This is a genomic window from Planomicrobium sp. MB-3u-38, from assembly GCF_002836425.1.
Classification (GTDB): Bacteria; Bacillota; Bacilli; order Bacillales_A; family Planococcaceae; genus Planococcus; species Planococcus okeanokoites.
This window is the reverse complement of the sequence record NZ_PJBO01000007.1, coordinates 1-25,413: the sequence shown is the minus strand read 5'-3', so window position 1 is coordinate 25,413 and position 25,413 is coordinate 1. Positions and strand designations below refer to the sequence as shown.

Genomic DNA, 25,413 nt, shown 5'->3' with positions numbered 1-25,413 from the left:
GATGGTAAACGAGTTTAATGGAGGAGATTGGATGGCTGTTCACAGTTTTCATGTAAAAGCGGATTGGCCAGGTCTGCGCAATGATGTAGGAACAATTGAAACGGGCAATTTGAAGACGGAGATATCGATTCCACCCGAAATGGATGGCCCGGGAACCGGGACAAACCCGGATGAAATGCTGCTCGGTGCTGCGGCGACTTGTTATATTATCACGCTTGCTGCGATGCTTGAGCGCAGTAAAATCGGAAAAGAAGCGTTGACGATGGAATCGGAAGGGGTTGTGGATGTCACCAACGGCGTCATCACGTATAAAAAAATCATTCACCGGCCGAAGCTGGTGTTGAAAAAGGACGCTTCTGAAAAAGATTTCTCGATGGCAGGGAAGCTTGCCGAGAAAGCGGAAAGTTCCTGCATGATCACACGCGCCATCAAAGGCAATGTGGAAGTCGAACTGGAAGCGGATATTTCCGCAGCCGAATAAAGGATGCAAGCCACCAGTGAAAAGAGCTGGTGGCTTCTTTTATTGCTGCATGGATGAAAAATGGATCATGTTGAAATAGGTACAATATCTCTTAATATTATTTATTTATGGAACAATTTACCTCTTTTTAAAAGTAAGAAAGGAATTCCCGAAAGACTTAAGGAATCTATTTAGGGTAACGAAACGCTTAAGGGAGAAGGAGGACGCTCAAGTATAGGAAGAGAAATTATCGCTTGGAGTTAAGGTGAAAAATCAAACACAAAAGGAGCCGATCATTTGACGAAGAAGATGGAAATGAAGAAAAGCATGTTAAGTCTTTCTATTGCAGGCGCATTGGTTTTCAGCGCATCGCCACTGGCTTTGCCGACAGCACTCGCAGTAGGTGAAGGTCCAGGATACGGCGGCAATGAAACAATCAACACTTCAATTTTGACCACTTCTGATGAAATGGCAGATTTCCTAAAAGAGCAGGACGCAAAGCAGGCAAATATGGAATTGGAAGTCATTGGGCAAAGTGTAAAAGGCCGTGACCTCTATCTAGTTAAATATATGACAAATCCGGAAAATCCGACAATCCTGTTTCTGACGCAGCAGCACGGCAATGAACAGTTGACTACTGAAGGCGCCCTCGAATTCGTCAAACACATGGGTACAGGCAAGATGAAAGGTGTGACGGATGGCGTCAACGTGCTGATTGTACCGATGCTGAACGCTGACGGTGCAATGGGTGATGTGAATTTTTCACTTGAAGATTATGTAGCTAAAGGCGACCGGAACCTGACCCGCTACAACGCGAATGAGGTGGATTTGAACCGTGACCACGTCAATAAAATCCAGCCGGAAACTCAGGCACTTCACTTTAACGTTATGCAGAAGTACGACATCGATTATATGATCGATTTGCATCACCAAGGCACGCAAAGTGAACGCGATGGCGAATTGGTGTCCGGATCGATCCTGTATCCGACTACCCCGAACGTCGATGAAGATGTACTGCTGAAATCCAAACAGCTTGGCGCAGTCGTTTTTGACGCGGTGGATTCGACGGGCTGGGGACATCTCGGCAAATACAATGGCGGCAACGCGGAAACGATCAGCCGAAACGGCATTGCAGTGGAATACGGCATATCGACGCTGTTGTTTGAAATGCGCGGCATGTCTGACCATGAATACGAGCCATATGTTCTTGGGCAAAAGAGCAATGGCTATTTGATCAAGCAAACAATTACCACACTTGATGCGGCTGTCCGTGCAATTGCTGACGGTTCGATTGAAAATGCGGATATTTCATTCTGGGATACGCTGGCGACTCAAACTACCCGCCGTACAGAATAATTTATTTACAACAGAATGGCCGTAAAGAAAGCGGAGCCGATTGCCGGCTCCGCTTTTGTGTTGAAAGATTATTGTCCAGCCAGTTCGACAATTTCATCAGATGGATGTATATGGACGCCGCCACTTTCACTCTGCGCTGCAGCATACATTGCCTGTGCAACTTGCTCCGCCTGTATCGGCTTGTATTTTTTCATGCCGCCGCGCAGAATAGGGCTGATGAAAGGAGAGACCAGACTGGCGGCTTTTTCGCCGAGCCTGAATTCTTTCCGGTCACCAAGTAAAAGAGACGGGCGGAAAATATGCAGCGCGGACAAATCCAATTTCTTCAGGCTGTCTTCCATTTGGCCTTTGACCCGGTTATAGAAAATATTAGAGCGTGAGTCTGCACCCATTGCGGAAATGACGAGGAATTTTTTTGTGCCGGCTGATTTCGCCAGCTCCGCAAGTGCCACAGGATAATCGTAATCGACTCTTCGAAACGCTTTTTGTGAACCTGCCTTTTTAATAGTGGTACCCAGACAGCAAAATACATCGTCCACTTGAAAGTGCTTTTTATAATCTACGAGTCTATAATAATCGACCTGGATTTGTTCCAGTTTCGGATGTTCAAGCTCCAATGGGCGGCGGACAAGAACGGTTACTCTATCATATTCAGGACGATCCAGCAGGACCTCCACCAGCTTACTGCCGGTAAGTCCGGTGGCTCCTGCGATCAATGCGGATTTTCCAGTCATGGCAATGCCTCCTCTTTTTTATTATTATACCGCTTCCAGCTGTAATCTACACATTCGCCTGATGTCTATTGGTTATGAAATATTGACCGGCAGGGTACAATAAAGGAAAAGAAAGTTTATGGAAGGAAGAAATTGATGAAACCAGTGATAGTGGCTGAAAAGCCGAGCCAGGCCAAAGCTTATGCGGAAGCCTTCAAAACAGCTAAAAGGGAAGGTTTTTTGGAAATCATGCCGGACGCCATATTTCCGGAAGGCGCTTATATCACTTGGGGAATTGGCCATCTGGTGGAGTTGAAGGAGCCGAAAGCGTACGATCCGAAATGGGGGAAGTGGTCGCTCGCTGCCCTTCCTATATTGCCGGGGGATTATCAATTCCAAGTGGCGCGCGGCAAATACCAGCAATTCAATATCATCAAGAAATTGATTCAGCAGACCGATACGGTCATTAACGCATGCGATGTAGACAGGGAAGGATCGAATATTTTCTACAGCATCTATTATCATACAGGCGCAAAAGGAAAAAACATCAAACGTCTGTGGATCAATTCACTCGAAGCGGATGAAGTGAGAAAAGGATTTCAGGAGCTCCGTGATAATAAACAGGATCTGCTGCTGTACCAGGAAGCGAGGGCACGGCAAATCAGCGACTGGCTGGTCGGGATGAACGGCTCTCGTTTATACTCGCTGCTGCTTCAGGAAAAAGGGATCCGCGAAGTATTCGCTATCGGCAGGGTACAGACGCCGACGGTCTATCTGATTTATCAGCGCGAGAAAGAAATCGAGGCATTTGTGCCGGAACCTTTTTATGAAGTCGAAGGTGACTTCCAGGCGGAAAAAGGGAAATACAAAGGCAAGGCGAAGATTAAAGCGAAAGTTCGGCAGGAAGCGGAAGATCTTCTCGAAAAACACGCCATTGATCCGAAAGAAGAAGGGACAGTGCTGCAGGTCAAGACTGCTGAAAAACGACAGCCGGCACCGCAGCTGCATTCATTGTCGACGCTTCAAGCCGCAGCAAACAGAAAGTGGAAATACAGTCCGGCGAAAGTGCTTTCCGTGATGCAGACTCTGTATGAAAAGAAGCTGGTGAGCTATCCGCGGACAGACACCCAGCATATTACGAACGCGGAATTCAGTTATTTGGCGAAGCAGGTGGAAACCTACCAGAAATTGATTGGCGCAGAATTTCCGGTTGCGTCAAGGGCCCCCAAAAAACGTTTCGTGGATAACGCAAAAGTGCAGGAGCATTATGCCATTATCCCGACAAAAAGCATACCGACCGCGAGAAAGCTGGAAGGGCTGGCCCGGGACGAACGGAATTTATATGAAGAAGTGCTGCGGACAACGCTTGCGATGTTCCATAGGGATTACCGCTATGCGGAGACGAAAGTGACAACCGATGTCAAAGGCCTGCATTTTTTCACAACAGGAAAAACGGAAATTGATAAAGGCTGGAAGGAACTGTTTACTGCTGCGAAGGACAGTAAATCAGACCCAGCGCTGCCCGAACTTCGCGAACAGGAGAAAGTGGCGGCCAAAGTTGCCGTAAAAGAAGGCATGACGACACCTCCGAAGCCATATACAGAAGGGCAATTGATCGCGATGATGAAGACTTGCGGTAAATTCGCTGAAGACGCCGAAGACAGTGAAATACTGAAAGAAGTGGAAGGTCTGGGTACAGAGGCGACCCGCAGCAGTATTATTGAAACTATTAAACGGCATGAATACATCCAAATAAAGAAAAACATTGTTTCTGTTACTGAAAAGGGACGGATTTTATGTCAGGCCATTGAAGGGAATTTATTATCGAGCCCTTCCATGACTGCTAAATGGGAAAGTTATCTGAAAAAGATCGGACGCGGAGAGGGGTCACCGGAAGTATTTCTGGCTACAATCGGAAAGTTTATTGAAAAGCTGCTGACAGACGTTCCGTCTCAGCTTCAGACGAACGGCTTGCCGGACCGTGTGGAAATGGTCAACAGCAAAGATGCGATCGCTCTATGTCCACGCTGCAAAAAAGGAAGCATCGTCTCCAGTAGAGGATTTTTCAGCTGTACAGAATACGCCAATGGCTGCAAGCAGTCATTTCCGGCAACATTCCTGAAGAAAAGGCTGACAGCAAAAACGATTGAATACTTATGCACAAAAGGCAAGACGCCTGTAATGAAAGGCTTCGTATCAAAAAACGGCAAAAAGTTCAGCGCTAAGCTGATTCTGGAAGACGGCAAACTGAAAATGGAATTTTAGTTTTTATTGGAAATGAGGAGAGACAGTGAAAAAAAAGCAAATAGTAGTTGTTGGATTGGGAAGGTTTGGCAGCAGTGTGTGCCGGGAATTATATAAACTCGGCCATGAAGTGATGGCATTGGATATGGATCCTGATAAAGTTGAGAGCATGGCTGAATATGCTTCGCAGGCATCTGTTGCCGACGCGACGGATAAGTCCCAGCTGAAAGCTTTAGGAGTCAGGAATTTTGACCAGGCTATTGTAGCCATTGGGGACGATCTGCAGGCAAGTGTTTTGTGTACACTGATGCTGAAGGAAATTGGATTGGAAAGAATATGGGTGAAAGCCCGCGATCTTCAGCATAAAAAAATTCTTGAAAAGGTCGGTGCCGACCGTGTTATCCAGCCGGAATATGAAATGGGCGTCCGCGTCGCTCACCATGTCGATTCGGAAAAGATCGTCGATTATATCGATCTTTCGGATGACTATAGTATCGTGGAGTTGGCGGCGACAGAGAAAATTGCCGGCAAAACGCTGATGCAGCTGGACATTCGGACAAAATTCAATTGTATTACTCTCGCTATCAAGAGAGGGCAAGATGTTAATATCGCTCCCCATCCAGATGACGTTATTTCAATGGAAGATATTCTAGTGGTAATGGGACATCGAAATGATTTGAAAAAACTCGAAGATAAGAGGTTATAAATAATTCTGTTATGGAAGGATGATTCGATGCAGACAATGACTATCTACATTAAAGAAGCGACAGCAGAAAAACCGATACAATCACTGGAAGGGATTTTAGCGGATGTTCCCGAAGTCGAAAGAGCTTTGATCGATGTTGAGGATGGAGAAGTGAAAATCACTTTCGACGAAAATCAAATTTCCGAAGAACAGATTATTCAGCGAATACAAATCGAAGGGTTTCATATCGCGTGAAAGCTCTCTTTCCTTTACGCATAGAGTTATCTATAGTAAGGTGAAACTACTTGGAAAACAACTAGCATTTCCATTTAATATTTTATCCATAATTCATCAGGGCGCAGCCCTGGACTAACAAAACACATACATTCATTGGTAAAATGTTTCAGACAATAGAGCTGGAAACAGAGCCGGAAAGAGCCCCTATAATGGGTTCTTTTCGGCCTTTTCTATTTGAGGGAAAGAAGGGGGCGTTCACTATTACTTATTTTGTAGACCATAAAAATAAGAAGATACATGACCAAAGGTTTGCGGGTGATGAATGCGGCTTTCTGGATACACCTGTTGATAAGAGGGAATTTACTGCGGCAAGAGATTATGTACTGGAATTGGAGTCGGCAGAAGGATTTGAATTTTGTACGCATTGCCATAAACCTCAACTTGTTATGTAAATGGTAATTAACTTTCATAATTGGTATTTATTTGTTTGAAAAGGACTATAGAGGGTATTTTATCCTAAGAGGCTTAATAGAACCTGAGTAAAATGGATAATGGAATTTATCCTCAGTTTTTGTTTTATGGTTCTACTTTCAATATGTAATTGCAGCAGCCGTTCTGTTCTGTCTCTCGAAATTCAAATTCTGGGAGGGGGATGGAATGGAAAACAATTCGGATCGAGTGGTTTCTTATGGGAATTTAAGAAACCGTGAAGTATTCGCTCCCCGCAATTTTTGGTCAGGACTCCTCTTTGGAATCGGAATGATGTCATTTTTCATCGGGACTGTATTTAATCAGTTACTGCAGTGGAATCATTTTTATGATCTTGCCGATGAAAAGACAGGTGTTTTTTCGGATGGTTTGGTGAATTTATTCGCTTGGATTGCGACAGTAACTGGACTTTTCCTGCTTTCCAGTTTACGCCGGAGAAATGCTGTCTGGCCGAAAAGGTGGGTGGGTTCTGCGCTGATGGGCTCAGGGCTTTACTTGCTGTTCGATGGTTTTGTCATCCATAAGGTGTTCGGTTTCCACCAAGTCCGCTATGGCATGGATGTCCTGCCTTATGACATTGCCTGGAATGCAAGCGGCGGACTTTTTTTACTGACCGGATTATTTCTGGTGCTTCAGACAAAAAAGGAAAATCAACGAAAGAAAAAAAGCGCGAATTAATACAGGTTCCATTGATCGGAAAAGAAGAAGCTGTGCTCCAGTCCCTGTGAAAGATGGACGGAGCACAGCTTTTGTTATTTATCCTTTTTAGCTTGTCGGAGCTAATCTGTTTTATGCTTGTCGGAGCTGAGCGGCCGTTTCCGCTTTTCTGTGTCCAGACTCCGGCGACCCAGCTCTTCGAGTCATAAGCCAAATCAGCTGCGTGGCTAAAGCCACTACGCAGATTCGTCTTATGCTTGTCAGAGCTAAACGGGTGCCGTCGCTTTTCTTATTGTCCAGACTCCAACGGCCAACTCCTCGAGTCGTAAGCCACTTTGGCTGTGCGGCTGAAAACACGCCGCTTCGCCAAATCGTCTTACGCTTGTCGGAGCTGAGCGGCCGTTTCCGCTTTTCGTGGCTACTCATACTTCCCCTTCAACGGCACAAAGCGGACGTGGTTCAATACGGTGGATTGGATTTTGCCATTTTTGTCTTTTTCAATCAGCTTTAATTCCTGACTGAAGGAAGAACCGACCGGAATGATCATTTTACCGCCGAAAGCCAATTGGTTCAGCAGCTCTTCAGGGATTGCCGATGCCGCAGCGGTCACCATTATCCGGTCATAAGGGGCATTTTCTTCCCATCCCATACTGCCGTCATCAAGTTTAAAGGAGATATTACTAAAACCTGATTCATCAAGCCGCTCTTTTGCGCGATGATACAGTTCTTCAATCCGTTCGACCGTGTAGACTTGTGAGGCGAACTCAGCCAATAAAGCAGTTTGAAATCCTGAACCTGTTCCTATCTCCAGCACTCTGGAATCGGTTTCGGGCTCAAGGGCAAGAGTCATTTCGAGGACGAGGGAAGGCTGGGATATAGTTTGTTCGTGCCCGATTGGGATTGCTTCATCGAAGGAAGCCATTTCCTTGAATCTGTCCATGAAAAAACTTCTGTCGAGCTTATTGAAATAAGCTCTGATGTCCTTCTCCTTATTTTTCATTTTCAACACCCGCTTTCTTTTTTTGAAGCAGCAGCCTGTCATGAAAAAATTTATTAACTCTATTTTATTGGATGCTTCAAGTCTTGTCGTGTGATGTCCCTTTGCAATTCATTGTATTTGGCCGCTTTTCAAATCGCCCGCTTAAGTTGTGGTATTTGGTGAATAAAATAAACAAGGAGTGGTGAATATGTTCCAAGGTTATCAGACTGTCGAAGACATGATCAAAAAATATAATCCGCAAGCTGAAACGGTTGAGACCGCAACATTCGGCATGGGGTGTTTCTGGGGGCCGGAAGCGATGTTCGGCAGCATGCAAGGTGTATTGAGAACACGTGTAGGCTTTGCGGGCGGCACTTCTCCGAAGCCGACCTATCGTCATATGGGAGATCACACTGAAACAGTGGAGATTGATTTTGATCCCACTATAATCAGCTATGAGGAAATTCTGAGGAAGTTTTGGCAAAATCATTACCCGAACCGCGGAAACTATAAAGGACGCCAGTATATATCAATGCTTCGCTACCGGAGTGGACAGCAAAAAGAAGCGATAAAGAAAGTCCGGAAGGAAATGGAGCGAAATCTCGGTGAAGCGATTGAAACGGAAATTGCAGAATACGAGAATTTCACAATGGCGGATGAGCGGCATCAAAAATACTATTTGAAGCGATATCCGAATACGCTGCAGCAATTACAAGATCTGTTCCCGAAACCGGAACTGCTCATCGATTCGACTTTTGCGGCGAGGCTGAACGGATTCGTCAAAGGGTATGGGAAATTACGTTTGCTTAAGAACGAAATAGCCTTATGGAATATTGACGTAGAGGATAGGGAAGTCCTGCTCAATAAATTGGAGACCATTAAATGGTGAAATGGCTAAAACAGTCTGCGGCTTTTTGCTGCAGGCTATTTTTTATGTGCTTATATGCAGTGCAAATCTAAAGCACATATGGCTATAAGGTAAGCTTTGTTCTATATTAGTATCAAGGAACAATTTGTAAACAGCCAAAAAAAGGGGTTGCGAAAATGGAAGAATCCAAGCTTTTACTGCTATTATTGCCGGTACTGCTCATTCAATTGGGATTAATGATCTTCGCTTTGATTGACTTGATAAAGATTCCTTATACGAACGGACCCAAATGGATGTGGGGAGTAATCATTGTAGTGGTGAACATCATCGGTCCTATTTTATACTTTGTGGTTGGGAGGCGGAACTATTGAGTTTGTTGGAAGTGAAAGGACTGACAAAATCCTATAACGGTAATTTGGCGGTGGACCGCGTTTCTTTTGCGCTCGAAGAAAGAACCGCTACTGCATTGATTGGGCCGAATGGTTCCGGAAAAACGACGACGCTGTCGATGATCGCGGGGCTATTGAAGGAATCGGAAGGTTCGATTCAACGGGATTTTAAATCGGGGGTCGGCTTCTTGCCGCAGTATCCACAATTTTTCCCTTGGTTAAGCGCGTTGGAATTTACTGAAATGGCGGCGCAGATCAGCGGTGTAGACGGGAAAAAAGTGCGGCAGCAATCGATGAGGACATTGGATTTTGTCGGACTTGGTTCAGCTGTCAATAAAAAGACCGGAACCTTTTCAGGTGGAATGCGGCAACGGCTGGGATTGGCCCAGGCAATTGTGCACCAGCCGAAATTACTATTGCTGGATGAACCGGTGTCAGCGTTGGATCCCACGGGCCGACGCGAAATTATGGATTTATTGAAATCGCTGCAGCATGATACGACCATTCTTTACTCCACACATATTTTGAATGATGCGGAAGAAATGACAGACCAATTATTATTTCTGAAAGAAGGAAAACTCGTCGAGCAGGGATCCTTGTCAGAAGTGAAGAAACGTTACGCTGAACCGAGAATCCGTCTTCGTTTTGAAACGGAACAGGCCGCCATGCAGTTTGAGAGCCGCAAGTTATGGCCGATGATCAGAGACAGGCATGTTATTGCACTTCCTTTAACTGATGAAGGCCCCACGATGCGACAGGTCCTTGCAGTCTTGGCAAATGAGGAAAGCGGAATCGCGGGAATCGACAGGCAGAGCGCTTCGCTGGAAGAAATATTCCTGAAGGTGGCGGGTAAGAGATGAATCAATTTGGTGTGTTGCTGAAAAAAGAATGGCGTGAAAACCTGAGGAATTATAAATTATTCTGGATTCCGGCAGTGTTCGTCCTTTTAGGGATCACTGAACCCGTCACTAATTATTATTTGCCTCAAATCCTGGATTCGGTGGGGAATTTGCCGGAAAGCACCGTAATGGAATTTCCGGTGCCTGAACCCGAGCAGGTGATGGTTGCCATCATGGGGCAGTATCAGCTCCTGGGACTTCTCGTTTTAGTGCTTGCGTATATGGGGGCCATAGCCGGCGAACGGAAGAGCGGAACTGCGACTCTATTATACGCCCGCCCTTTATCGTTCAAGGCATATTTTATGAGTAAATGGATGATGGCGTCTATTATTGCGCTGCTGAGTGTCTGGCTTGGATTTTTGGCAGGCTATTATTATACATACCTGCTGTTTGGCAGTATCGGCCTTATGGATCTTGTCCGATTCGGCTTTACTTATAGCCTTTGGATTCTTCTCGTAGTCACGGTCGTTCTTGTCGCCAGTGCGTTAATGCCGAATGCGGGTCTCGCCGCGGCAGTTTCGCTTGGTGTTATCGTCATCAGCCAGTTGGTGGATGGTTTGCTGGGAGCTTACTGGCCGGTTTCTCCGTTGAAGCTTTCTGCATATGCTGCGGCCTGGTTTGAAAATGGTCCGGACCTGGCTGACTTCTGGTGGACAGCAGGAACGACTGTACTGTTAATCGCCCTGCTTCTTGTACTTGGGATTTACATTTCGTCCAGAAAAGCGGCATCTACAAAAGTTTAATGGAAGTGCCGTGGCTCTGTATGTAATTGGGCTGCGGCATATTTCTGTTTACAGACATGATTGGAGGAGAGAGGCTTTGATTCACCATATCGAACTGAATGTTTCGAACCTTAAGCTTACCAGGAAATTTTATGACAGTTTACTGCCTTTGCTTGGATATCATCAATTCCAGGACTGGAGTGAGGGTTTCAGCTACCGCAAGGACAAAGAGTATATCGTCTTTGTCCAAACCCCGCCCGAATATCTTGAAGCCGGTTACCACAGGAAAGCTGCCGGGCTGAATCATATAGCCTTTCACGCACCATCATCCTTGGAAGTGGACGCAATTACAGCAAAAATGCGACAATCAGGTATAAGCATCCTCTATCAGGATCGCCACCCATATGCCGGTGGCGCCGAAACTTATGCCGTATTCATGGAAGATCCGGATCGTTTGAAAATTGAAGTAGCAGTATGGGGAAGCGGGGATTAGAATGGATAAGCAGAATTCCGAACGGTTCTTAATTGCATTCAATAAAATCGAGAAGATTATGAAAGGCATGGTCGACCAAAACGGCCACATCAACTTTTTTAAAGCGATTGAACTTTCGAAGAAAGAACACGCGGCAATAAGGAAATATGAAGATGAACTGCGTGAATTTGGAGATTTGCGGAATGCGATTGTCCATCACCGGACAGAGGTTGAATATGTTATCGCCGAGCCGCATACAGAAATCGTGGAATTGATCGAGCATATTGAAAAGCTGTTGTCGCAGCCGGTCACAGTAGGAACCAGCTTTGCCAGGGAAGTTCATACTTTCCAATCAAATGACACTTTGAGCGAAGTATTACGTAAGGTGAGAGATAAGAAATTCAAACACATTCCTATATATGATAAAGAGGAATTCATGGGTCTGCTGACAGCAAGCGGCATAATGCGCTGGCTCGCGGCTACAGTTGAAGAGGAAACTATTTCCCGGGAAATAACTACGATGGATGACATGTTGAAATATGAGAGAAACGGGAACACTTACCGGTTTATCGCGTCAAATACACCAGTATATGAAGCTGAGGAAATATTCAAGAACTCGGTTTTATCAGGGCATAAGCTGGAAGCGCTGCTGATCACACGAAATGGCAGAAAAGATGAAACGCTGACAGGCATCATAACGCCGATAGATTTGATTCAAATAGAATAGTAGGTTGATAAAATGAAAAAATTAATTGTGCTTTTAATTACGGCAGCTTTGATCTGGCTTTTTATATGGGGGAGCAATAACTGGATTCAGACTACAGAATATACCATTTCTTCAGAAAAACTGCCCGAGGCTTTTGATGGCAAAAAAATTGTGCAAGTTTCGGATTTGCATAACGCAATGTTCGGAAACAATCAGAAATCATTGATTGAGAAAGTGGAGAAAGCGGAGCCGGACGCCATATTCATCACCGGGGACCTGATTGACAGTGAAAGGTACGATTTGGATACTGCTCTTATACTGGTGGATGCGTTAGTTGAAATGAGTGACGTCTATTTTGTCACCGGCAACCACGAAGTGGCGGTCAATAAACTCGAGGACATTAAGGCCGCTCTTGTTGAGCGTGGTGTCATTTATCTGGAAAATGAAGCAGTGGAATGGGAAGTGGACGGTGAAGTTCTCCAGATTGCCGGCATCCATGATCCTTTGATGGATATGTATTACCGTGATGAAGAATACACAAGAGATGCAATCGCCACCGCTTCGCTGACGGATGATTTCACTTTGCTTCTTGCGCATCGCCCCGAACAGATTGCTGTATATGCGGACAATGAAATTGATGTTGTTTTTTCCGGGCACGCACATGGTGGGCAAGTGAGGATCCCCGGTCTGGGCGGTTTATTTGCACCTGGACAAGGCTGGTTCCCGCGAATGACTGAGGGGATCTTTGAAAACAGGGAGACGCAGCTCGTCTTGAGCCGCGGTCTGGGTAACAGCGGTTTTCCTTTGCGTATTCTGAACTTGCCGGAAATAGTGTCGGTTACATTGGAGAAAACTGAGTAACTTCATCAATTCACAATGCTACAGAGAAGGGGAGAAATCATGATCAAGAAAAAGGAAGTTTCCCTCAGCTTGTACAATCCGAAAATCTCTGTTGAATATGAGCTTCCTACAGAACAATTGGAGTTTTCTGGAATGCCGCAGGATATCATTAAGCGCGATGTGGAGAATCCGCTGAAGCATCTTGTCATTATTCATGCGAGAGACGAAGCCGCGGGTTTTCTCGAATTGGATGAATCAGAAGACAGGAAAAAATATTCCAATAATCCCGACGCTTTATTATTGAGAGGTTTTTCTGTAAATCCAAAATTCCAGGGGCGCGGGATTGCAACAGGTTCGATATACGCTCTGCAGGATTTTATTCGTATTGAATTTCCTGATTTTAATGAAGTCGTTCTGGGAGTGAATGCAAGGAATAAACCGGCGAAGAGACTTTTTGAAAAAGCCGGGTTCGAAGATACGGGCAGGCGTTTCATGCGTACGAGCGGGGAACAGATTGTAATGAGTATGAGAATTGAAAAACAGCACAAGGCGTAAAATGCCTTGTGCTTTTCTTCTATTCGAAATAAAGATGTTTATGGAGGCTGCAGCCAGGATTAAATGCTGCTGAACAATTTGGGCACGTTGATTCACATTGCAAATATTGTGCTGTTGTAAGCTCGTAGCCACAGGAGCCGCAAAGCACCGTTTTTTGGCTGAACTCTTCTTTAGGCCACACTTGAGGATTGCCGCAGCCGACAGCCTGGTGGCATTCAAAGCAAGGATAATATTCCCGGCAGCAATAAAATTTAATGGCGATTCGGTCGATTTCAGAATGGTAATGGGTGCAGCGGGTTTCCGGGTCAACGCCAATGCCCTTCACTTTTACAGCATGTGCCATTTACAATTCTCCTTTCGCTGGTGGTGAAATGATGTTTTCTTCTTTTATCCTATGCTACTATGGAAAGGACAAATAATCGAATTGAATTCTTCGGGGCGGGGTGGAATTCCCCACCGGCGGTGAGCAGCGCCCTGCTGCAAGTCCGTGACCCGATAACGAAAAGCGAGAGCGCCCGTTAAGCTCTGAAAGGCATAAGACGGATCAGCGGAGCGGCGTTCTTTGCCGCATAGCTGAGCTGGCTTATGACCCGAAGAGGTGGGCCGCTCGAGTCTGGACACCGAGATCATTGTGTCTAGCTTTTCTTTATCGGTGGAGCTGGTGAGAATCCGGCACCGACAGTTAAAGTCTGGATGGGAGAAGAATTCATGCTCTATTTGTTATGTGCCTCTTCTTTTCGATAACCGAATCGGAAGGAGGAAATTTATATGAAACGAACCAAATCAAAAAAGTATTTCAAGTTCAAAGATTCTCAAACTGCAAGTGAATTTACACACACCCTCGCAAAAGAGGGTTATTTGGGCACGGCAAAAATTTGTTTGCCCGCAATTCATGAAGAGAAGTTCGGCACATCGGTAATAGTAAAACCATCTCAAACCTACTCTGCAACCCTATCCCCACCACCCATTCGCCCCATGGTGGAAAAATACCCATACTATCGATCGAAACAATCAGTTATCAAAGCCCAAAAAAGAATAGAGGAGGGTGCCTGATGTTCACAGGAATTGTGGAAGAAGTGGGACATGTCACTTCGCTTCGCGCAAAACCTCAAGCTATGGAATTGACGATTGCCTGTGCTCTGATTTTGGAAGACATCAAAAGAGGGGACAGCATTTCAATCAACGGTGTTTGTTTGACAGTGTCAACTTATGATCAGCATTCTTTTACAGTCGATGTCATTCCGGAGACAGTGAAATCCTCAACCATGTCTGACCTGAGGACCGGTGCGCGTGTAAATCTTGAAAGGGCGATGCCGGCCAATGGACGTTTTGGCGGACACTTTGTAAGTGGCCATGTTGATGGCGTCGGTGTCATCCGTTCAGTGAAAAAAGAATCGAATGCAGTAACAAAAACAATCGAACTGGAATCTTCATTGATGAAATACATGATGGTCAAAGGGTCCATATCCGTAGATGGAACATCTCTGACGGTTTTTTCGGTTGGCAAAGATACAGTCGCGATTTCATTGATCCCTACTACACAGGAAGATTCATTGCTGGGTGAAAAAGGGATTGGCGAACGCGTCAACATCGAATGTGATCTTTTGGCGAAATATACAGAACGGATCCAACAGTCCGATAAACCGGAAATGTCGAGAAGCTGGCTGGCTGAACATGGATTCTAAGGGAGGCATAACTTTGTTTTACAAAGTGGAACAAGCGTTAGAAGATTTGAAACAAGGCAAGGCAGTCATTGTTATTGATGATGAGGACCGTGAGAACGAAGGTGATTTTATTGCGTTGGCAGAACACGCGACACCTGAAATCATCAATTTGATGGCAACTGAAGGCAGAGGGTTGATATGCGTGCCTGTCACAGAAGGACTCGCCAAAAAACTCAAAGTCGGGTTGATGACTGACGAAAATACAGACGAATATGGCACTGCCTTCACCATCAGTGTGGATCATAAAGATACGACCACCGGAATCAGCGCTTTTGAGCGTTCCCATACAATATTGAGCTTGATCAATGAAGATGCGCAGCCTTCAGATTTTAAGCGTCCAGGCCATGTGTTTCCGCTGATCGCTAAAGATGGCGGCGTACTCGAACGTTCTGGGCATACCGAGGCAGCAGTGGATTTGGCAAAGCTTGCAGGTTCAGCTCCGGCAGGTGTTATTTGTGAAATCATGAATGCAGATGGAACGATGGCGAGAGTCCCCGATTTGGTCAAGGTGGCTGAAAGGCTGGGAATGGGCATTTTGACGATAAAAGATTTGATTGCGTATCAGCAAAAAACAGCAGCTGAGGTTTCAAACCGCAGCGAAGGAGGAGAATGAATATGACAGTACATTATGAGGGATATTTAAATGGAGAAGGATTAAAGATTGGAATCGTTGTCGGCCGTTTCAACGAATTTATCACCAGCAAGCTGCTGAGTGGTGCTGAAGATGCATTGAAAAGACACGGTGTAAACGATGAAGATGTGTCCATTGCCTGGGTGCCGGGTGCATTTGAAATTCCGTTGGTTGCAAAAAAGATGGCGGTCAGCGGTAATTATGATGCGGTCATTACGCTTGGAACCGTAATTCGCGGAGCAACGCCGCATTTCGACTTTGTCTGCAGTGAAGTGGCAAAAGGTGTATCACGTGCCAGCGACCAGTCCGATATTCCGGTGATATTCGGTGTATTGACAACGGATTCCATTGAGCAGGCAATCGAACGCGCTGGAACAAAAGCGGGCAATAAAGGCTGGGAATCGGCAGCAGGCGCCATTGAAATGGCCAATTTGATGAAGAAAATCCAATAAAGCTTACTGATTTAAAATATATTCAATGAGGTGGACTTATGCAGAAGAATTTCTATTTGATCAGGCATTGCAAGGCTGAGGGCCAGGCACCCGACGCGGAATTGACAGCCGAAGGCAGGGAGCAAGCCGAGGCATTGACTGCATTTTTCGAAGATATCGAAATCAGCCATATTATCAGCAGTCCTTTTACACGCGCCATCCAGTCCATTGAGCCGTTGTCGGCATCACGTGATTTGCCGGTCCAAATCGATGACAGGCTGGCAGAGCGAGTGCTGAGTACAGAAGACTTGCCTGATTGGATGGAAAAACTTGAGCAATCCTTCAATGATTTCGATTTGAAATTTGAAGGGGGCGAATCTGCAGGGGAAGCTGCTGAACGGGGAGCTGAAGTGCTGGCTGAAGCTCCTGGCAACGCGGTACTGGTGACCCATGGGAATATGATGGGCTTGCTGCTGAAAAGATTCGAAGAAGCTTATGGTTTCGAGGAATGGAAAGCTTTGTCGAATCCGGATGTATACGTTCTTTCCATTGAAGGAGAAAAAGCGACTGTAAAAAGAATGTGGAAATAAAAAAAGTCCGGAACCTTCGTTCCGGACTTTTTTCTATTCCAATGTATTGCCTTCAGCTGGAATCGGATTGTTTTTCAGCAACCCTGCAAAGTGGTATGTGTTGTAGGCCAGTCGTTCGATGGCTGATTTGGTGAAGTCATTGTCACGGCCGGCATCCATGTAAGAATCTCCCGGACCCGCTTCGCCGACCCAATAAGCGTCAACGTTCGGCGGAATCGTAAAGCCGATGTGGGATAAGCCATACAGGATTGATGCCGCTGAATGTTTGGCGCCGTCTTCATTGCCGGTAACGATGGCTCCGCCGACTTTATTGTAGAAAACAGCCTGTCCCTTATCATTGGTTACGCTGCTGCTGCCGTAAAGCCGCTCGATTGCCTGTGTGCACAGCGAACTTTTTTCACCGAGCCAGATAGGCGTACCGATGATCAAAATGTCAGCTGCCATCACTTTTTCCAGAATCTGCGGCCACTGGTCACCGTCTCCCATATCTTCCTGGACTCCATAGGCGATGTTATAATCCGCCAGACGGACAATTTCCGATTCAACCCCAAGCTGATTGAAATGGACTTTCACGTCTTCCATAAAGCCTTCCGTATGGGAAGGGTCCGAGGTGCTTTTTAAAGAGGTATTAAGAAATAAAGCTTTTATATTCTGCATATGAACACTCCTTTTCTTCTGATATTCCTTGTTATTCCCTAACTGTTATTTTTTATTCACAGCGTTAGAATAGTTACAAAGACGGGAAACGACTATAATAAGTGTAGATATTCTCTAAGGAGGCGACTGGGTTTGGTGAAGAAGTTTGAAGATGAAGTTATGCAGACAATGAATAAGATGTTTGAAAATGAGATGAAAAAAGTGAATGATACATTGGAACAGGATTTGCTGATCTCGATGATCGGCGAAGTCAATGCCGGAAAATCCTCAACGGTTAATAGAATCATCGGAGAAGACATTGCGAGTACAAACCCGATGCCGGGCGAAACAGTCAGTGTCGATCCTTATAATATGCGTGGGCTAGAAAATATCAAATTTATGGATACGCCGGGATTGAATGATCCGAACGATGAGAACCCCAAAAAGACGCTTGAATTCGTCCAGAAATCTGATGTCGTCTTATTTTTCCTCAATGCTGCGGGAACAGTATTTTCCGACAGTGAAAAAGAGAAATTTTCTGCTATCGAAAAGAATAATAAAGATATCCTTATTGTCTTGAATAAAATCGATGCTGCTGAAAATATCCCTTCTTTAATCCAATTTGTGAAAAAGCACACCAATCACAAATACAAAGTCATCCCGGTTTCGTCAAAAACAGGCGAAAATTTTGAAGATCTCAAAAGGGAAATTCTAGTGATGCTCGAAAAAAAGGGTAAAGACCTGCTTTTCGCTAAAAGCATGAAAGAGAAATCAGCCGCAGCTACCAGATGGATTGTCGGAGCCGGTGTCTCGGCCGGGATTATCGGGGCATCCCCGATTCCGGGTTCGGACGTTGTACCGCTGACGTCCCTTCAAGTAGGTCTCATTATCAAGCTTTCAAAACTATACGATAAGCCTTTATCCAAAAAAGCTGCGAAAGATATGATTGTGATAACGGCCACCCGGACAGTCGGCCATACAATCTACCGCCAGGCATTGAAATTCATTCCGGGAGCAGGTTCGATTATTGGTGGAACTGTGGCCACTGCCATGACAGTCGCGCTTGGTTACGGCGTAAAATACGCTTACGAAAATAATATGGCCATCGATTATGATATGATCGGCAATATATTCGATAAATATAAACAGAAGACGGAAAAAGCCTGATAATTCGAGCCACTCTAATTTGAGTGGCTTTTGTTCAATTGCCTTAATAACAGCTTTGGTTTAACTTAAGTACATAGAAGCGGAGGGATTTGGGATGCATATTTTAGTTGTGGAAGACAATCCGAGCGTCAGTTCAATGCTCGAATTATTCTTTTCAAAAGAAGGGATCACTGGAGACTTCGCTTCGGATGGCATCGACGGGTTCGATAAATATCAGCAGAATGACTATGATCTATTGGTGCTGGATTGGATGCTGCCAGGCATGGATGGCATTGCCCTGTGCAGGAAAATCCGGGAACAGGGAGATCAGGTGCCGATTATCATGCTGACTGCAAAAGACAGTGAATCGGATCAGGTGATCGGTTTTGAAATGGGGGCGGATGATTATGTCACAAAACCCTTCAGCCCTCTAACTTTAATGGCGCGGATAAAGGCTGTGACAAGACGCAGCCAAAAAGGGGAAGCCATGGAAGACCGCGTGCAAACAAAGCATTTCACGATAAATAAAACGACGAGGGAAGTATTAAAAGATGGCGTTGTTGTAGACGATCTCACACCGAAAGAATACGATCTGCTCGTTTTTCTCCTGCAGCATCCTAAACAGGTATTCAGCCGGGAGCAGCTGCTTGAAAGATTATGGGGCTATCAATTTTACGGTGATGAGCGTACAGTCGACGTCCATATCAAACGGATCCGCAAAAAAATAACCGGCGGTGAACAATACTTCCACACCGTTTGGGGAGTTGGTTATAAATTTGAAGAACAGGCGGATTAATTATTTTTATCAATTGATGGGAAGCCATCTGAGCATCCTGCTGATATCTTTCCTGATTCTCAGTCTTTTATTCGTGCGCTTCGTCGAAGATTTTGCCTATCAGGATAAAGCGGAGGAATTGGAGAACTATGGTGAGCAAATTTTGACTGAGTTGGAAGGTCCGCGTCCCGGCGTAAATCTGGAGCCGTATGTTTCCATTTTACAGGCTCAGAATATCAACTTCATTGTTTTTGACCAGCAAAGCAGAATCCTCTATCCGATTTCAGAAGCCTTCCCGCCAGTCGAATTGACTGGGGAGGAATGGGATACGATTGAACGCGGTGAAACACTTGTCGTCAATCGGGATGTTCAGCGTTTTGAAGATACGGTGACATTTGTGGCATTGCCTTATGTTGAAAGCAACCAGCTGGTGGGCGGGGTGCTGCTTGCGGCACCAGTCAGCGGAACAAGCGAAATGATCTTCGAACTGAATCGCACTTTATTGACGGCGATGCTGGCGGCATTGGCCATAGCCCTTCTGCTCAGCTATTTGTTGTCGAAACTGCATGTCAGCCGATTGCAGCGGATGCGGAAAGCGACAGCGATGGTCAGTGAAGGAAATTATGACGTGAAATTACCGGAGTCCGGTTACGATGAATTCGGTGATTTAGCGAAAGATTTTAATGACATGACAGCCAAGCTCCATAAATCCAATGAAGAAATTGAACGACTTGAAAATAGGCGGCGCCAGTTCATGGCGGATGTATCGCACGAAATGAGGACGCCGCTGACGACGATTGCAGGAGTCATTGAAGGTCTCCGCAGCGATATGATCAAAGAAGAACAGCGGGAAAAGGGCATTCGGCTTGTCAGCGAAGAAACGAAAAGGCTGATGCGGCTGGTCAATGAGAATCTGGATTACGAAAAAATCCGGTCAAACCAGGTTTCGTTGTTGAAAGAATCAGTGGAAACAAAAGAATTACTTGAAATCATCCAGGAGCAGATGGAGTTTCTGGCAGCTGAAAAAGGAAATTCCATCATCATTGATGCCCCTGAAGACCAGAAAGTATATGTGGATATGGACCGCATGATTCAGGTGCTTACTAATATTGTGAAAAATAGTATCCAGTTTACCGAAAATGGGGAGATCCGCATCACTTCTTATTCTGAACCCGGCTATGCGATTATTGAAGTGGAAGACACAGGGAGTGGAATCGATGTAGAAGAGATCGATCTGATTTGGCGCAGGTTCTTCAAATCCGATGTTTCCCGAGGAAGCGGTCAATTCGGCCTGGGACTATCCATCGTCAAACAATTAGTGGAACTTCATGGCGGAGACGTAAGGGTAGAGAGTGAACTGGAAAAAGGTACGAAATTCATAATTCGTCTCCCTGATGAAAAATGAAGCACAAGCGAATTTTGCTTGTGCTTTTTTATGTCTTCAAAATGTGTTGAAAGTTTCCATATTATTTAAAGCTTCGGTCATAGTTTATTCATATTTGCTTGTTATTGTTTATACATCGGCATAAGTAATGCGGCAAACAGTAATTGCCGGCACTGTTATTTATGGCCAAAACACGATAGGTGAAGAAAATTATAACTCAGGAGGAATTTAAATTGGGATACTATAATTCAACAGAACCAAAAAGAAGAAATAGAGGGAACTTCGCTTCAGGATTTACGGGTATATTGGCGGGTGCTGTATTGGCGGGCGTCGTATTGCCTGGATTTACAGATATTGAACAGGGAATAGGAATAGGTGAAGATACTCAGGAAGTGGAAAATGTCAGCGGAGTGGAGAATGTTTCTTCTATTGTCACTTCTGATGTTACAGAAGTCGTTGACGCCACTTCGGCAGCAGTTGTCGGTGTAACGAATTTGCAAAGTGCCCAGCAAAACCCTTTCACACAGAACAACGGCGGTGAGCCGCAGGAAGCGGGAGCCGGTTCAGGTGTAATCTATAAAAAAGAAGGGGATTCAGCTTATATCGTTACAAACAACCATGTGGTCGAAGGCGCTGAACAAGTCAAAGTGACATTGTCCGATGGCACAGAAATAGATGCCGAAGTGTTGGGGACAGATATCTGGACAGACCTGGCTGTATTGAAAACTGATTCCGCAGAAATCAAAGATGTGGCGGAATTCGGTGATTCTTCAGTCCTTAAAGCAGGCGAACCGGTTATCGCAATCGGTAATCCACTGGGGCTCCAGTTTTCTGGATCAGTGACAACGGGCGTGATTTCAGGAACTGAACGTTCGATACCGATAGACATTAATAAGGACGGAACAGAAGACTGGCAGGCAGAAGTGCTTCAAACTGATGCGGCCATCAACCCTGGTAACAGCGGAGGCGCTTTGATCAACAGCCAAGGCCAATTGATCGGAATCAACTCGATGAAAATTGCACAAGCTTCAGTTGAAGGAATCGGCTTGGCTATCCCGATCAATTCAGCAATTCCGATCATTGAAGATTTAGAAACGAAAGGCGAAGTTGAAAGGCCGGCGCTTGGTGTAAGCATTTTGGATCTTCAGAATGTACCTGCCCCGATTCGGCAAAATGAACTGAACTTACCTGCTGAATTGGAAAAAGGTGTAGTCGTTGAATCGGTCGCTAAAGGCTCTGGCGCAGAAGCTGCCGGTCTGCAGCAAAGCGATGTAATTGTCGGGATGGGCGGAGATGATATCACCTCTGTACTTGAACTTCGTCAATACCTCTACACAAAAGCGGAAGTTGGCGATACTTTGGATATTAAATTCTATCGCGGATCAGAACTGATGGAAGCGAAAGTGGATCTTACAGAAGGTATATAATCTTTTCAACCAAAAGAACTCTCCCTTTTTAAACGGGAGAGTTCTTTTGGTTCAGCGGAATATATTGGTGGAAATCGTCAATCCATAAGGCCGAACAGATCGAAACCGATTCCTATAGCTAGAATAATCAGGACAATGACTACGAAGATGGCAACACCGATTTTGATCTTAGGCATTTCCTTTACATTGGGTTCTTCCAGCCCTTCTTTTCTTTCAGGAGGATGGTCCATATTGTCTGTGCTGTCTCTCATGTAATCTTTTCGTTCATCTGGTTCATTATTATTTTTATCATTCACAAATACTACCTCCCCGTTCTGTTTATTTCTGTATATATACCCTAAGAAGAGGGGTGTTAATCAAAATACTTCTCTTCCTGTTCCAGTTCCCGGCGCGTTAAGGCTTTGGCCAACTCTTTTCCGAACAGTTCAGAAGAATGGGGATCACGGCCGGTCAGAATGCGTTCGTTTGCCCAAACCGCATATTGATCCTGGTCTTCTGCTTTAGAATAATTGGCGACTCTGTTCAATTCATCTTCAAGACTGAATGGCAGCAAGTCACGTACTTCTTCAGGTTCTTTGTCGTTGGGATAACCTGTCACATCCAGTCCCTCTAAGAATGGACGGCCTTCTTTTGTTTTCGCGTAAACCAACGGAGCGGGACCATGGCAGACAGCTGACACAATGCCGCCGAGTTCATATACTATATTGATCATGTTATGAAGTTCTTCGCTGTGGGCGAGGTCGAACATCGCTCCGTGGCCGCCTACGATGAATATAGCGTCATAGTCGCTCGCTTTTACATCGACAAGCGGAGTGGTCTTATCAGCGAGTCCGGATTCATATAATTTTTTGTATTTCCCTTCAGGGTCATAATCTTTTGAAATACTCAACGGATCTACAACGGGTTTGCCGCCAAGCAAGGATGCAATGCCTACTGTATGGCCTTCTTTTTCAAGTTCCATAGCCGGTGCGAATAACTCTTCGGCCCACCATCCTGTTACGTAATTGTTTTCTTCATCTGCATAACCGCCTGATAAAACAGCCAAAACTTTTGCCATGCTTTTTCCTCCTCAACATTATAGAATCTCTATTTCTTCATTTACCCTTCACCGCAATACTGAAACACAAACTCGGATGGAGCCTATGCATGAAAGGAATAAAGACAAAAGGGCAAAGAAATGAATCGGCTCAATTTTGTGTTTAATTATCAAAAAAGTATGTTTTGTTTGAAATGACCGGGGTATTCAAAGTATGTATGTAAAATTTTTGAAGGAGGAGGCCGTTATGACTGAAAAAAAGAATGACCATAATCTCGATCCTGAAAGAATGGAACAGAACCACGATGATGGAAGCTCAGATGATAAAGGTTTTAATGCGGGAGGAAACGCTTCCGACTACGATGGTGGGCACCCGAAAGACACGAAGCCGGAAAGCGAAGGACGCATAAAGAATGGTGAAGAATACGCCAGACGCCAAGAAGGCGTGGATGAAATTGACAACGATTCATATAATTCCGGCGGAAACGCGTCGGATTATGATGGCGGCCACCCGGAAGACAGTTCAGGCAATAGCGAAGGAAAGGTCGATTCCGATAAAAAATAAAAAACTGACTGGAGAGTGCGTGTATGTTTTTCCATAGAAAAGAATTGCAGTATCACGCGAAACCGGATGCACCGGATGCAGTTTTTGCAAAACAGGTCCAGGAACTGATTGGTGGTCAATTCGGTGAAATGACTGTAGCGCTTCAATACTTATTCCAAAGCTGGGGGACGCGCGGCAACGATAAATACCGTGATTTATTGATGGATACAGGTACTCAGGAACTCGGACATATTGAAATGCTTGCAACAATGGTTGCGCGATTATTGGAAGGGGCGCCTGTCTACGAACAGGAAAAAGCCGCTAAAGACCCTGTAGTTGGCGCAATAATGGGAGGGATGAACCCGCAACATGCGATTGTGCACGGTTTGGGGGCATCTCCTAAAGACAGCAATGGCGTGCCATGGAATTCGGGCTACATCATCGCCAGCGGCAACTTGCTGGCTGACTTCCGGGCCAATGTAAACGCAGAATCGCAAGGGCGGCTGCAAGTGGCGCGTCTTTACAGCATGACAGACGACAGAGGTGTGAAGGACCTCTTCTCATTCCTGATTGCTCGGGATACCATGCATCAGAACCAGTGGCTGGCAGCAATCAAAGAAATGGAAGCAAAAGAAGGTGTCATTGTTCCGTCTACAGTGCCGCCTGAATGGGAAGCGACAGAGTTCTCCCATACCTTGTACACGAATGCGGACAGCACTGCTTCGCAGCTGGATTTCCTGAAACAGCCTGCTCCTGATGGTGCGGCATTCAAAGAAGAAGAAAGCAAGGCTTTCGGCGGGATTCCGGAGCTGAAACCAGCACCGCCTCAAGCACACGATACATTGCCTGGTGAAAACGATTAATAATGGACGGAGCCTCTTTTGCGAAAGAGGCTTCTTTTAATGGGGTGTGGTGAAGGTGGCAAGTAATATATGGTTGATGACACAAACATGGCGTGACCTATTGTTTCTCCATTGGCCAGTTGATCCGCCGACAATCCGTAAGTATGTACCGGAGGAATTGGAGCTGGATCTATATGATAACAAAGCGTGGATTGGCATCGTCCTCTTCAAAGCACGGTGCACGCGGCCACGATTCATGCCGCCTGTGCCTGGTGCTGCAAACTTTCTGGAAGTGAACGTACGGACATACGTCAAATATAAGAATAAAACTGGTGTTTATTTTTTCAGCTTGGATGCAAACAGCAAGTTGGCGGCAGAGACTGCTTCTTTTGGAGGCTTTCTTCCTTATCGAAGTGCCAAAATGTCATTTGGCAAGAAAAAGGGACAAATCAATTTCAAAAGTGTAACCAAAGAAAATCCACAGGAAAAAATTGCTTTACAATATCAAATATCACCGCAGCCAGTGGCTTCAACTGAGCTCGAAAAGTGGCTGACCGAACGTTATTGCCTATGGACAAAACCGGGTGATAGATTGCTGCGTATTGATATAGCCCATACTTCCTGGAAATTGAAATACGTGCAAGGGGAGATTGTTGAAAATACGATGGCATCATACCTGGGCTTAAACTTCAAATGCGAAAAACCGATGGCCCATTATGCAGAAATGAAAAAAGTGCGTTTTTTTCCACCTGTAATTGAAAAGTAAAAAACCCCGAAACTTTAAAGTTTTGGGGTTTTTGAGGATACCGTCGCTTTTCTTCTGTCCAGACTCCAGCCGCCCAGCTCTTCGGGTCATAAGCCAGCTCAGCTGCCGTGGCAAAGAACGCCACTCTGCTGATCCGTCTTATGCCTTTCAGAACTTAACGGGCGCTTGCGCTTTTCTTCTGTCCAGACTCCAGCCGCCCAGCTCTTCGGG

General features: G+C 45.4%; 32 protein-coding genes and 1 pseudogene. 27 read left to right on the top strand and 6 right to left on the bottom strand.

Annotated features, from left to right (window positions below; translation table 11 throughout):
- Positions 1-31 precede the first annotated feature (31 nt).
- The gene (locus CXF70_RS03920) at positions 32-481 is read left to right on the top strand and encodes an OsmC family protein (RefSeq protein ID WP_101801621.1); all 450 of its coding nucleotides are present in this window, start codon (positions 32-34) and stop codon (positions 479-481) included.
- Between the two features lie 294 nt (positions 482-775).
- A complete protein-coding gene (locus CXF70_RS03915; protein ID WP_101801651.1) occupies positions 776-1,816 on the top strand; it encodes a M14 family zinc carboxypeptidase in 1,041 nt (346 codons plus the stop codon).
- Between the two features lie 68 nt (positions 1,817-1,884).
- Here the strand turns inward: CXF70_RS03915 and CXF70_RS03910 are convergent, their stop codons facing one another.
- Complete coding sequence (locus tag CXF70_RS03910) at positions 1,885-2,550, bottom strand: oxidoreductase (protein WP_101801620.1); 666 nt, start codon at positions 2,548-2,550, stop codon at positions 1,885-1,887.
- Positions 2,551-2,685: 135 nt separating this feature from the next.
- Here CXF70_RS03910 and CXF70_RS03905 point away from each other — a divergent pair, with 135 nt between their 5' ends.
- The 5 genes from CXF70_RS03905 to CXF70_RS03885 all read left to right on the top strand — a co-directional run bounded on the left by CXF70_RS03905 (position 2,686) and on the right by CXF70_RS03885 (position 6,862).
- On the top strand, positions 2,686-4,794 hold the full coding sequence (locus CXF70_RS03905) for a type IA DNA topoisomerase (RefSeq protein ID WP_101801619.1): 2,109 nt from the start codon (positions 2,686-2,688) through the stop codon (positions 4,792-4,794).
- A 25-nt stretch (positions 4,795-4,819) separates the two neighbouring features.
- On the top strand, positions 4,820-5,479 hold the full coding sequence (locus CXF70_RS03900; protein ID WP_233208535.1) for a potassium channel family protein: 660 nt from the start codon (positions 4,820-4,822) through the stop codon (positions 5,477-5,479).
- A gap of 27 nt (positions 5,480-5,506) precedes the next feature.
- Positions 5,507-5,713: a heavy-metal-associated domain-containing protein gene (locus CXF70_RS03895; RefSeq protein WP_084243950.1), complete on the top strand. Its 207-nt coding sequence runs from the start codon at positions 5,507-5,509 to the stop codon at positions 5,711-5,713.
- 191 nt (positions 5,714-5,904) lie between these two features.
- On the top strand, positions 5,905-6,147 hold the full coding sequence (locus CXF70_RS03890; protein WP_199172786.1) for a hypothetical protein: 243 nt from the start codon (positions 5,905-5,907) through the stop codon (positions 6,145-6,147).
- Between the two features lie 205 nt (positions 6,148-6,352).
- Positions 6,353-6,862 (top strand): DUF2243 domain-containing protein, encoded by a 510-nt coding sequence (locus CXF70_RS03885; RefSeq protein ID WP_101801618.1) that lies wholly within the window; start codon positions 6,353-6,355, stop codon positions 6,860-6,862.
- 397 nt (positions 6,863-7,259) lie between these two features.
- Here CXF70_RS03885 and CXF70_RS03875 read toward each other — a convergent pair whose 3' ends face one another.
- Positions 7,260-7,841 (bottom strand): protein-L-isoaspartate(D-aspartate) O-methyltransferase, encoded by a 582-nt coding sequence (locus CXF70_RS03875; protein WP_101801616.1) that lies wholly within the window; start codon positions 7,839-7,841, stop codon positions 7,260-7,262.
- A 187-nt stretch (positions 7,842-8,028) separates the two neighbouring features.
- On the opposite strand from CXF70_RS03875, the gene msrA reads away from it, so the two are divergent.
- The 8 genes from msrA to CXF70_RS03835 all read left to right on the top strand — a co-directional run bounded on the left by msrA (position 8,029) and on the right by CXF70_RS03835 (position 13,271).
- Positions 8,029-8,709 (top strand): peptide-methionine (S)-S-oxide reductase MsrA, encoded by a 681-nt coding sequence (gene msrA / locus CXF70_RS03870; protein WP_101801615.1) that lies wholly within the window; start codon positions 8,029-8,031, stop codon positions 8,707-8,709.
- A 155-nt stretch (positions 8,710-8,864) separates the two neighbouring features.
- Positions 8,865-9,059: a PLDc N-terminal domain-containing protein gene (locus tag CXF70_RS03865; RefSeq protein WP_084243956.1), complete on the top strand. Its 195-nt coding sequence runs from the start codon at positions 8,865-8,867 to the stop codon at positions 9,057-9,059.
- Positions 9,056-9,937 carry an ABC transporter ATP-binding protein gene (locus tag CXF70_RS03860; protein WP_101801614.1) on the top strand — a complete coding sequence of 294 codons (882 nt, stop codon included), beginning with the start codon at positions 9,056-9,058 and terminating at the stop codon, positions 9,935-9,937. Before CXF70_RS03865 ends, CXF70_RS03860 begins: the two co-directional genes overlap by 4 nt.
- A complete protein-coding gene (locus tag CXF70_RS03855; protein ID WP_101801613.1) occupies positions 9,934-10,719 on the top strand; it encodes an ABC transporter permease subunit in 786 nt (261 codons plus the stop codon). The genes CXF70_RS03860 and CXF70_RS03855 overlap by 4 nt, the downstream gene beginning before the upstream one ends.
- Positions 10,720-10,795: 76 nt before the next feature.
- Positions 10,796-11,191, top strand: a complete 396-nt coding sequence (locus tag CXF70_RS03850; RefSeq protein ID WP_101801612.1) for a VOC family protein — start codon at positions 10,796-10,798, stop codon at positions 11,189-11,191.
- A 1-nt stretch (position 11,192) separates the two neighbouring features.
- Entirely contained in the window at positions 11,193-11,897 is a 705-nt protein-coding gene (locus CXF70_RS03845; protein WP_101801611.1) for a CBS domain-containing protein, read from the top strand.
- Between the two features lie 12 nt (positions 11,898-11,909).
- Entirely contained in the window at positions 11,910-12,737 is an 828-nt protein-coding gene (locus CXF70_RS03840) for a metallophosphoesterase (RefSeq protein ID WP_101801610.1), read from the top strand.
- 39 nt (positions 12,738-12,776) lie between these two features.
- A complete protein-coding gene (locus CXF70_RS03835; protein WP_101801609.1) occupies positions 12,777-13,271 on the top strand; it encodes a GNAT family N-acetyltransferase in 495 nt (164 codons plus the stop codon).
- A gap of 19 nt (positions 13,272-13,290) precedes the next feature.
- Here the strand turns inward: CXF70_RS03835 and CXF70_RS03830 are convergent, their stop codons facing one another.
- On the bottom strand, positions 13,291-13,614 hold the full coding sequence (locus CXF70_RS03830) for a CHY zinc finger protein (protein ID WP_101801608.1): 324 nt from the start codon (positions 13,612-13,614) through the stop codon (positions 13,291-13,293).
- Positions 13,615-14,039: 425 nt separating this feature from the next.
- On the opposite strand from CXF70_RS03830, the gene CXF70_RS03825 reads away from it, so the two are divergent.
- The 5 genes and pseudogenes from CXF70_RS03825 (at position 14,040) to CXF70_RS03805 (ending at position 16,647) form a co-directional block, all read left to right on the top strand.
- Positions 14,040-14,324, top strand: coding sequence for a hypothetical protein (locus tag CXF70_RS03825; protein ID WP_101801607.1), 285 nt, complete (start codon positions 14,040-14,042; stop codon positions 14,322-14,324).
- Positions 14,324-14,956 carry a riboflavin synthase gene (gene ribE / locus CXF70_RS03820; protein ID WP_101801606.1) on the top strand — a complete coding sequence of 211 codons (633 nt, stop codon included), beginning with the start codon at positions 14,324-14,326 and terminating at the stop codon, positions 14,954-14,956. Before CXF70_RS03825 ends, ribE begins: the two co-directional genes overlap by 1 nt.
- Before the next feature lie 13 nt (positions 14,957-14,969).
- Positions 14,970-15,566: pseudogene (ribB, locus tag CXF70_RS03815) on the top strand (3,4-dihydroxy-2-butanone-4-phosphate synthase); the annotation flags it as partial.
- A 44-nt stretch (positions 15,567-15,610) separates the two neighbouring features.
- Positions 15,611-16,078, top strand: coding sequence for a 6,7-dimethyl-8-ribityllumazine synthase (gene ribH / locus CXF70_RS03810; protein WP_101801605.1), 468 nt, complete (start codon positions 15,611-15,613; stop codon positions 16,076-16,078).
- 38 nt (positions 16,079-16,116) lie between these two features.
- On the top strand, positions 16,117-16,647 hold the full coding sequence (locus CXF70_RS03805) for a histidine phosphatase family protein (RefSeq protein ID WP_101801604.1): 531 nt from the start codon (positions 16,117-16,119) through the stop codon (positions 16,645-16,647).
- A 33-nt stretch (positions 16,648-16,680) separates the two neighbouring features.
- On the opposite strand, the gene CXF70_RS03800 is transcribed toward CXF70_RS03805, so the two are convergent.
- Positions 16,681-17,304, bottom strand: coding sequence for a flavodoxin family protein (locus CXF70_RS03800; RefSeq protein ID WP_084243969.1), 624 nt, complete (start codon positions 17,302-17,304; stop codon positions 16,681-16,683).
- Positions 17,305-17,436: 132 nt separating this feature from the next.
- Here CXF70_RS03800 and CXF70_RS03795 point away from each other — a divergent pair, with 132 nt between their 5' ends.
- The 4 genes from CXF70_RS03795 to CXF70_RS03780 all read left to right on the top strand — a co-directional run bounded on the left by CXF70_RS03795 (position 17,437) and on the right by CXF70_RS03780 (position 22,015).
- Positions 17,437-18,450, top strand: a complete 1,014-nt coding sequence (locus CXF70_RS03795; protein WP_233208534.1) for a GTPase — start codon at positions 17,437-17,439, stop codon at positions 18,448-18,450.
- 94 nt (positions 18,451-18,544) lie between these two features.
- Complete coding sequence (locus CXF70_RS03790) at positions 18,545-19,225, top strand: response regulator transcription factor (protein WP_101801603.1); 681 nt, start codon at positions 18,545-18,547, stop codon at positions 19,223-19,225.
- The gene (locus CXF70_RS03785; RefSeq protein WP_233208533.1) at positions 19,206-20,609 is read left to right on the top strand and encodes a sensor histidine kinase; all 1,404 of its coding nucleotides are present in this window, start codon (positions 19,206-19,208) and stop codon (positions 20,607-20,609) included. Before CXF70_RS03790 ends, CXF70_RS03785 begins: the two co-directional genes overlap by 20 nt.
- Before the next feature lie 212 nt (positions 20,610-20,821).
- Positions 20,822-22,015 (top strand): S1C family serine protease, encoded by a 1,194-nt coding sequence (locus tag CXF70_RS03780; RefSeq protein ID WP_101801602.1) that lies wholly within the window; start codon positions 20,822-20,824, stop codon positions 22,013-22,015.
- A gap of 77 nt (positions 22,016-22,092) precedes the next feature.
- On the opposite strand, the gene CXF70_RS03775 is transcribed toward CXF70_RS03780, so the two are convergent.
- Together CXF70_RS03775 and CXF70_RS03770 are read right to left on the bottom strand one after the other, a co-directional pair.
- Entirely contained in the window at positions 22,093-22,311 is a 219-nt protein-coding gene (locus CXF70_RS03775; protein ID WP_101801601.1) for a hypothetical protein, read from the bottom strand.
- Positions 22,312-22,367: 56 nt separating this feature from the next.
- Complete coding sequence (locus tag CXF70_RS03770; RefSeq protein ID WP_084243974.1) at positions 22,368-23,072, bottom strand: type 1 glutamine amidotransferase domain-containing protein; 705 nt, start codon at positions 23,070-23,072, stop codon at positions 22,368-22,370.
- A 226-nt stretch (positions 23,073-23,298) separates the two neighbouring features.
- Here CXF70_RS03770 and CXF70_RS03765 point away from each other — a divergent pair, with 226 nt between their 5' ends.
- Genes CXF70_RS03765 through CXF70_RS03755 form a run of 3 tightly spaced genes read left to right on the top strand, consistent with a single transcriptional unit; the run spans position 23,299 to position 25,203 of the window.
- A complete protein-coding gene (locus CXF70_RS03765) occupies positions 23,299-23,616 on the top strand; it encodes a hypothetical protein (RefSeq protein WP_101801600.1) in 318 nt (105 codons plus the stop codon).
- Positions 23,617-23,639: 23 nt separating this feature from the next.
- Positions 23,640-24,458, top strand: coding sequence for a manganese catalase (locus CXF70_RS03760; protein WP_101801599.1), 819 nt, complete (start codon positions 23,640-23,642; stop codon positions 24,456-24,458).
- Between the two features lie 55 nt (positions 24,459-24,513).
- A complete protein-coding gene (locus CXF70_RS03755) occupies positions 24,514-25,203 on the top strand; it encodes a YqjF family protein (RefSeq protein WP_145990703.1) in 690 nt (229 codons plus the stop codon).
- The last annotated feature ends 210 nt before the right edge of the window (positions 25,204-25,413 follow it).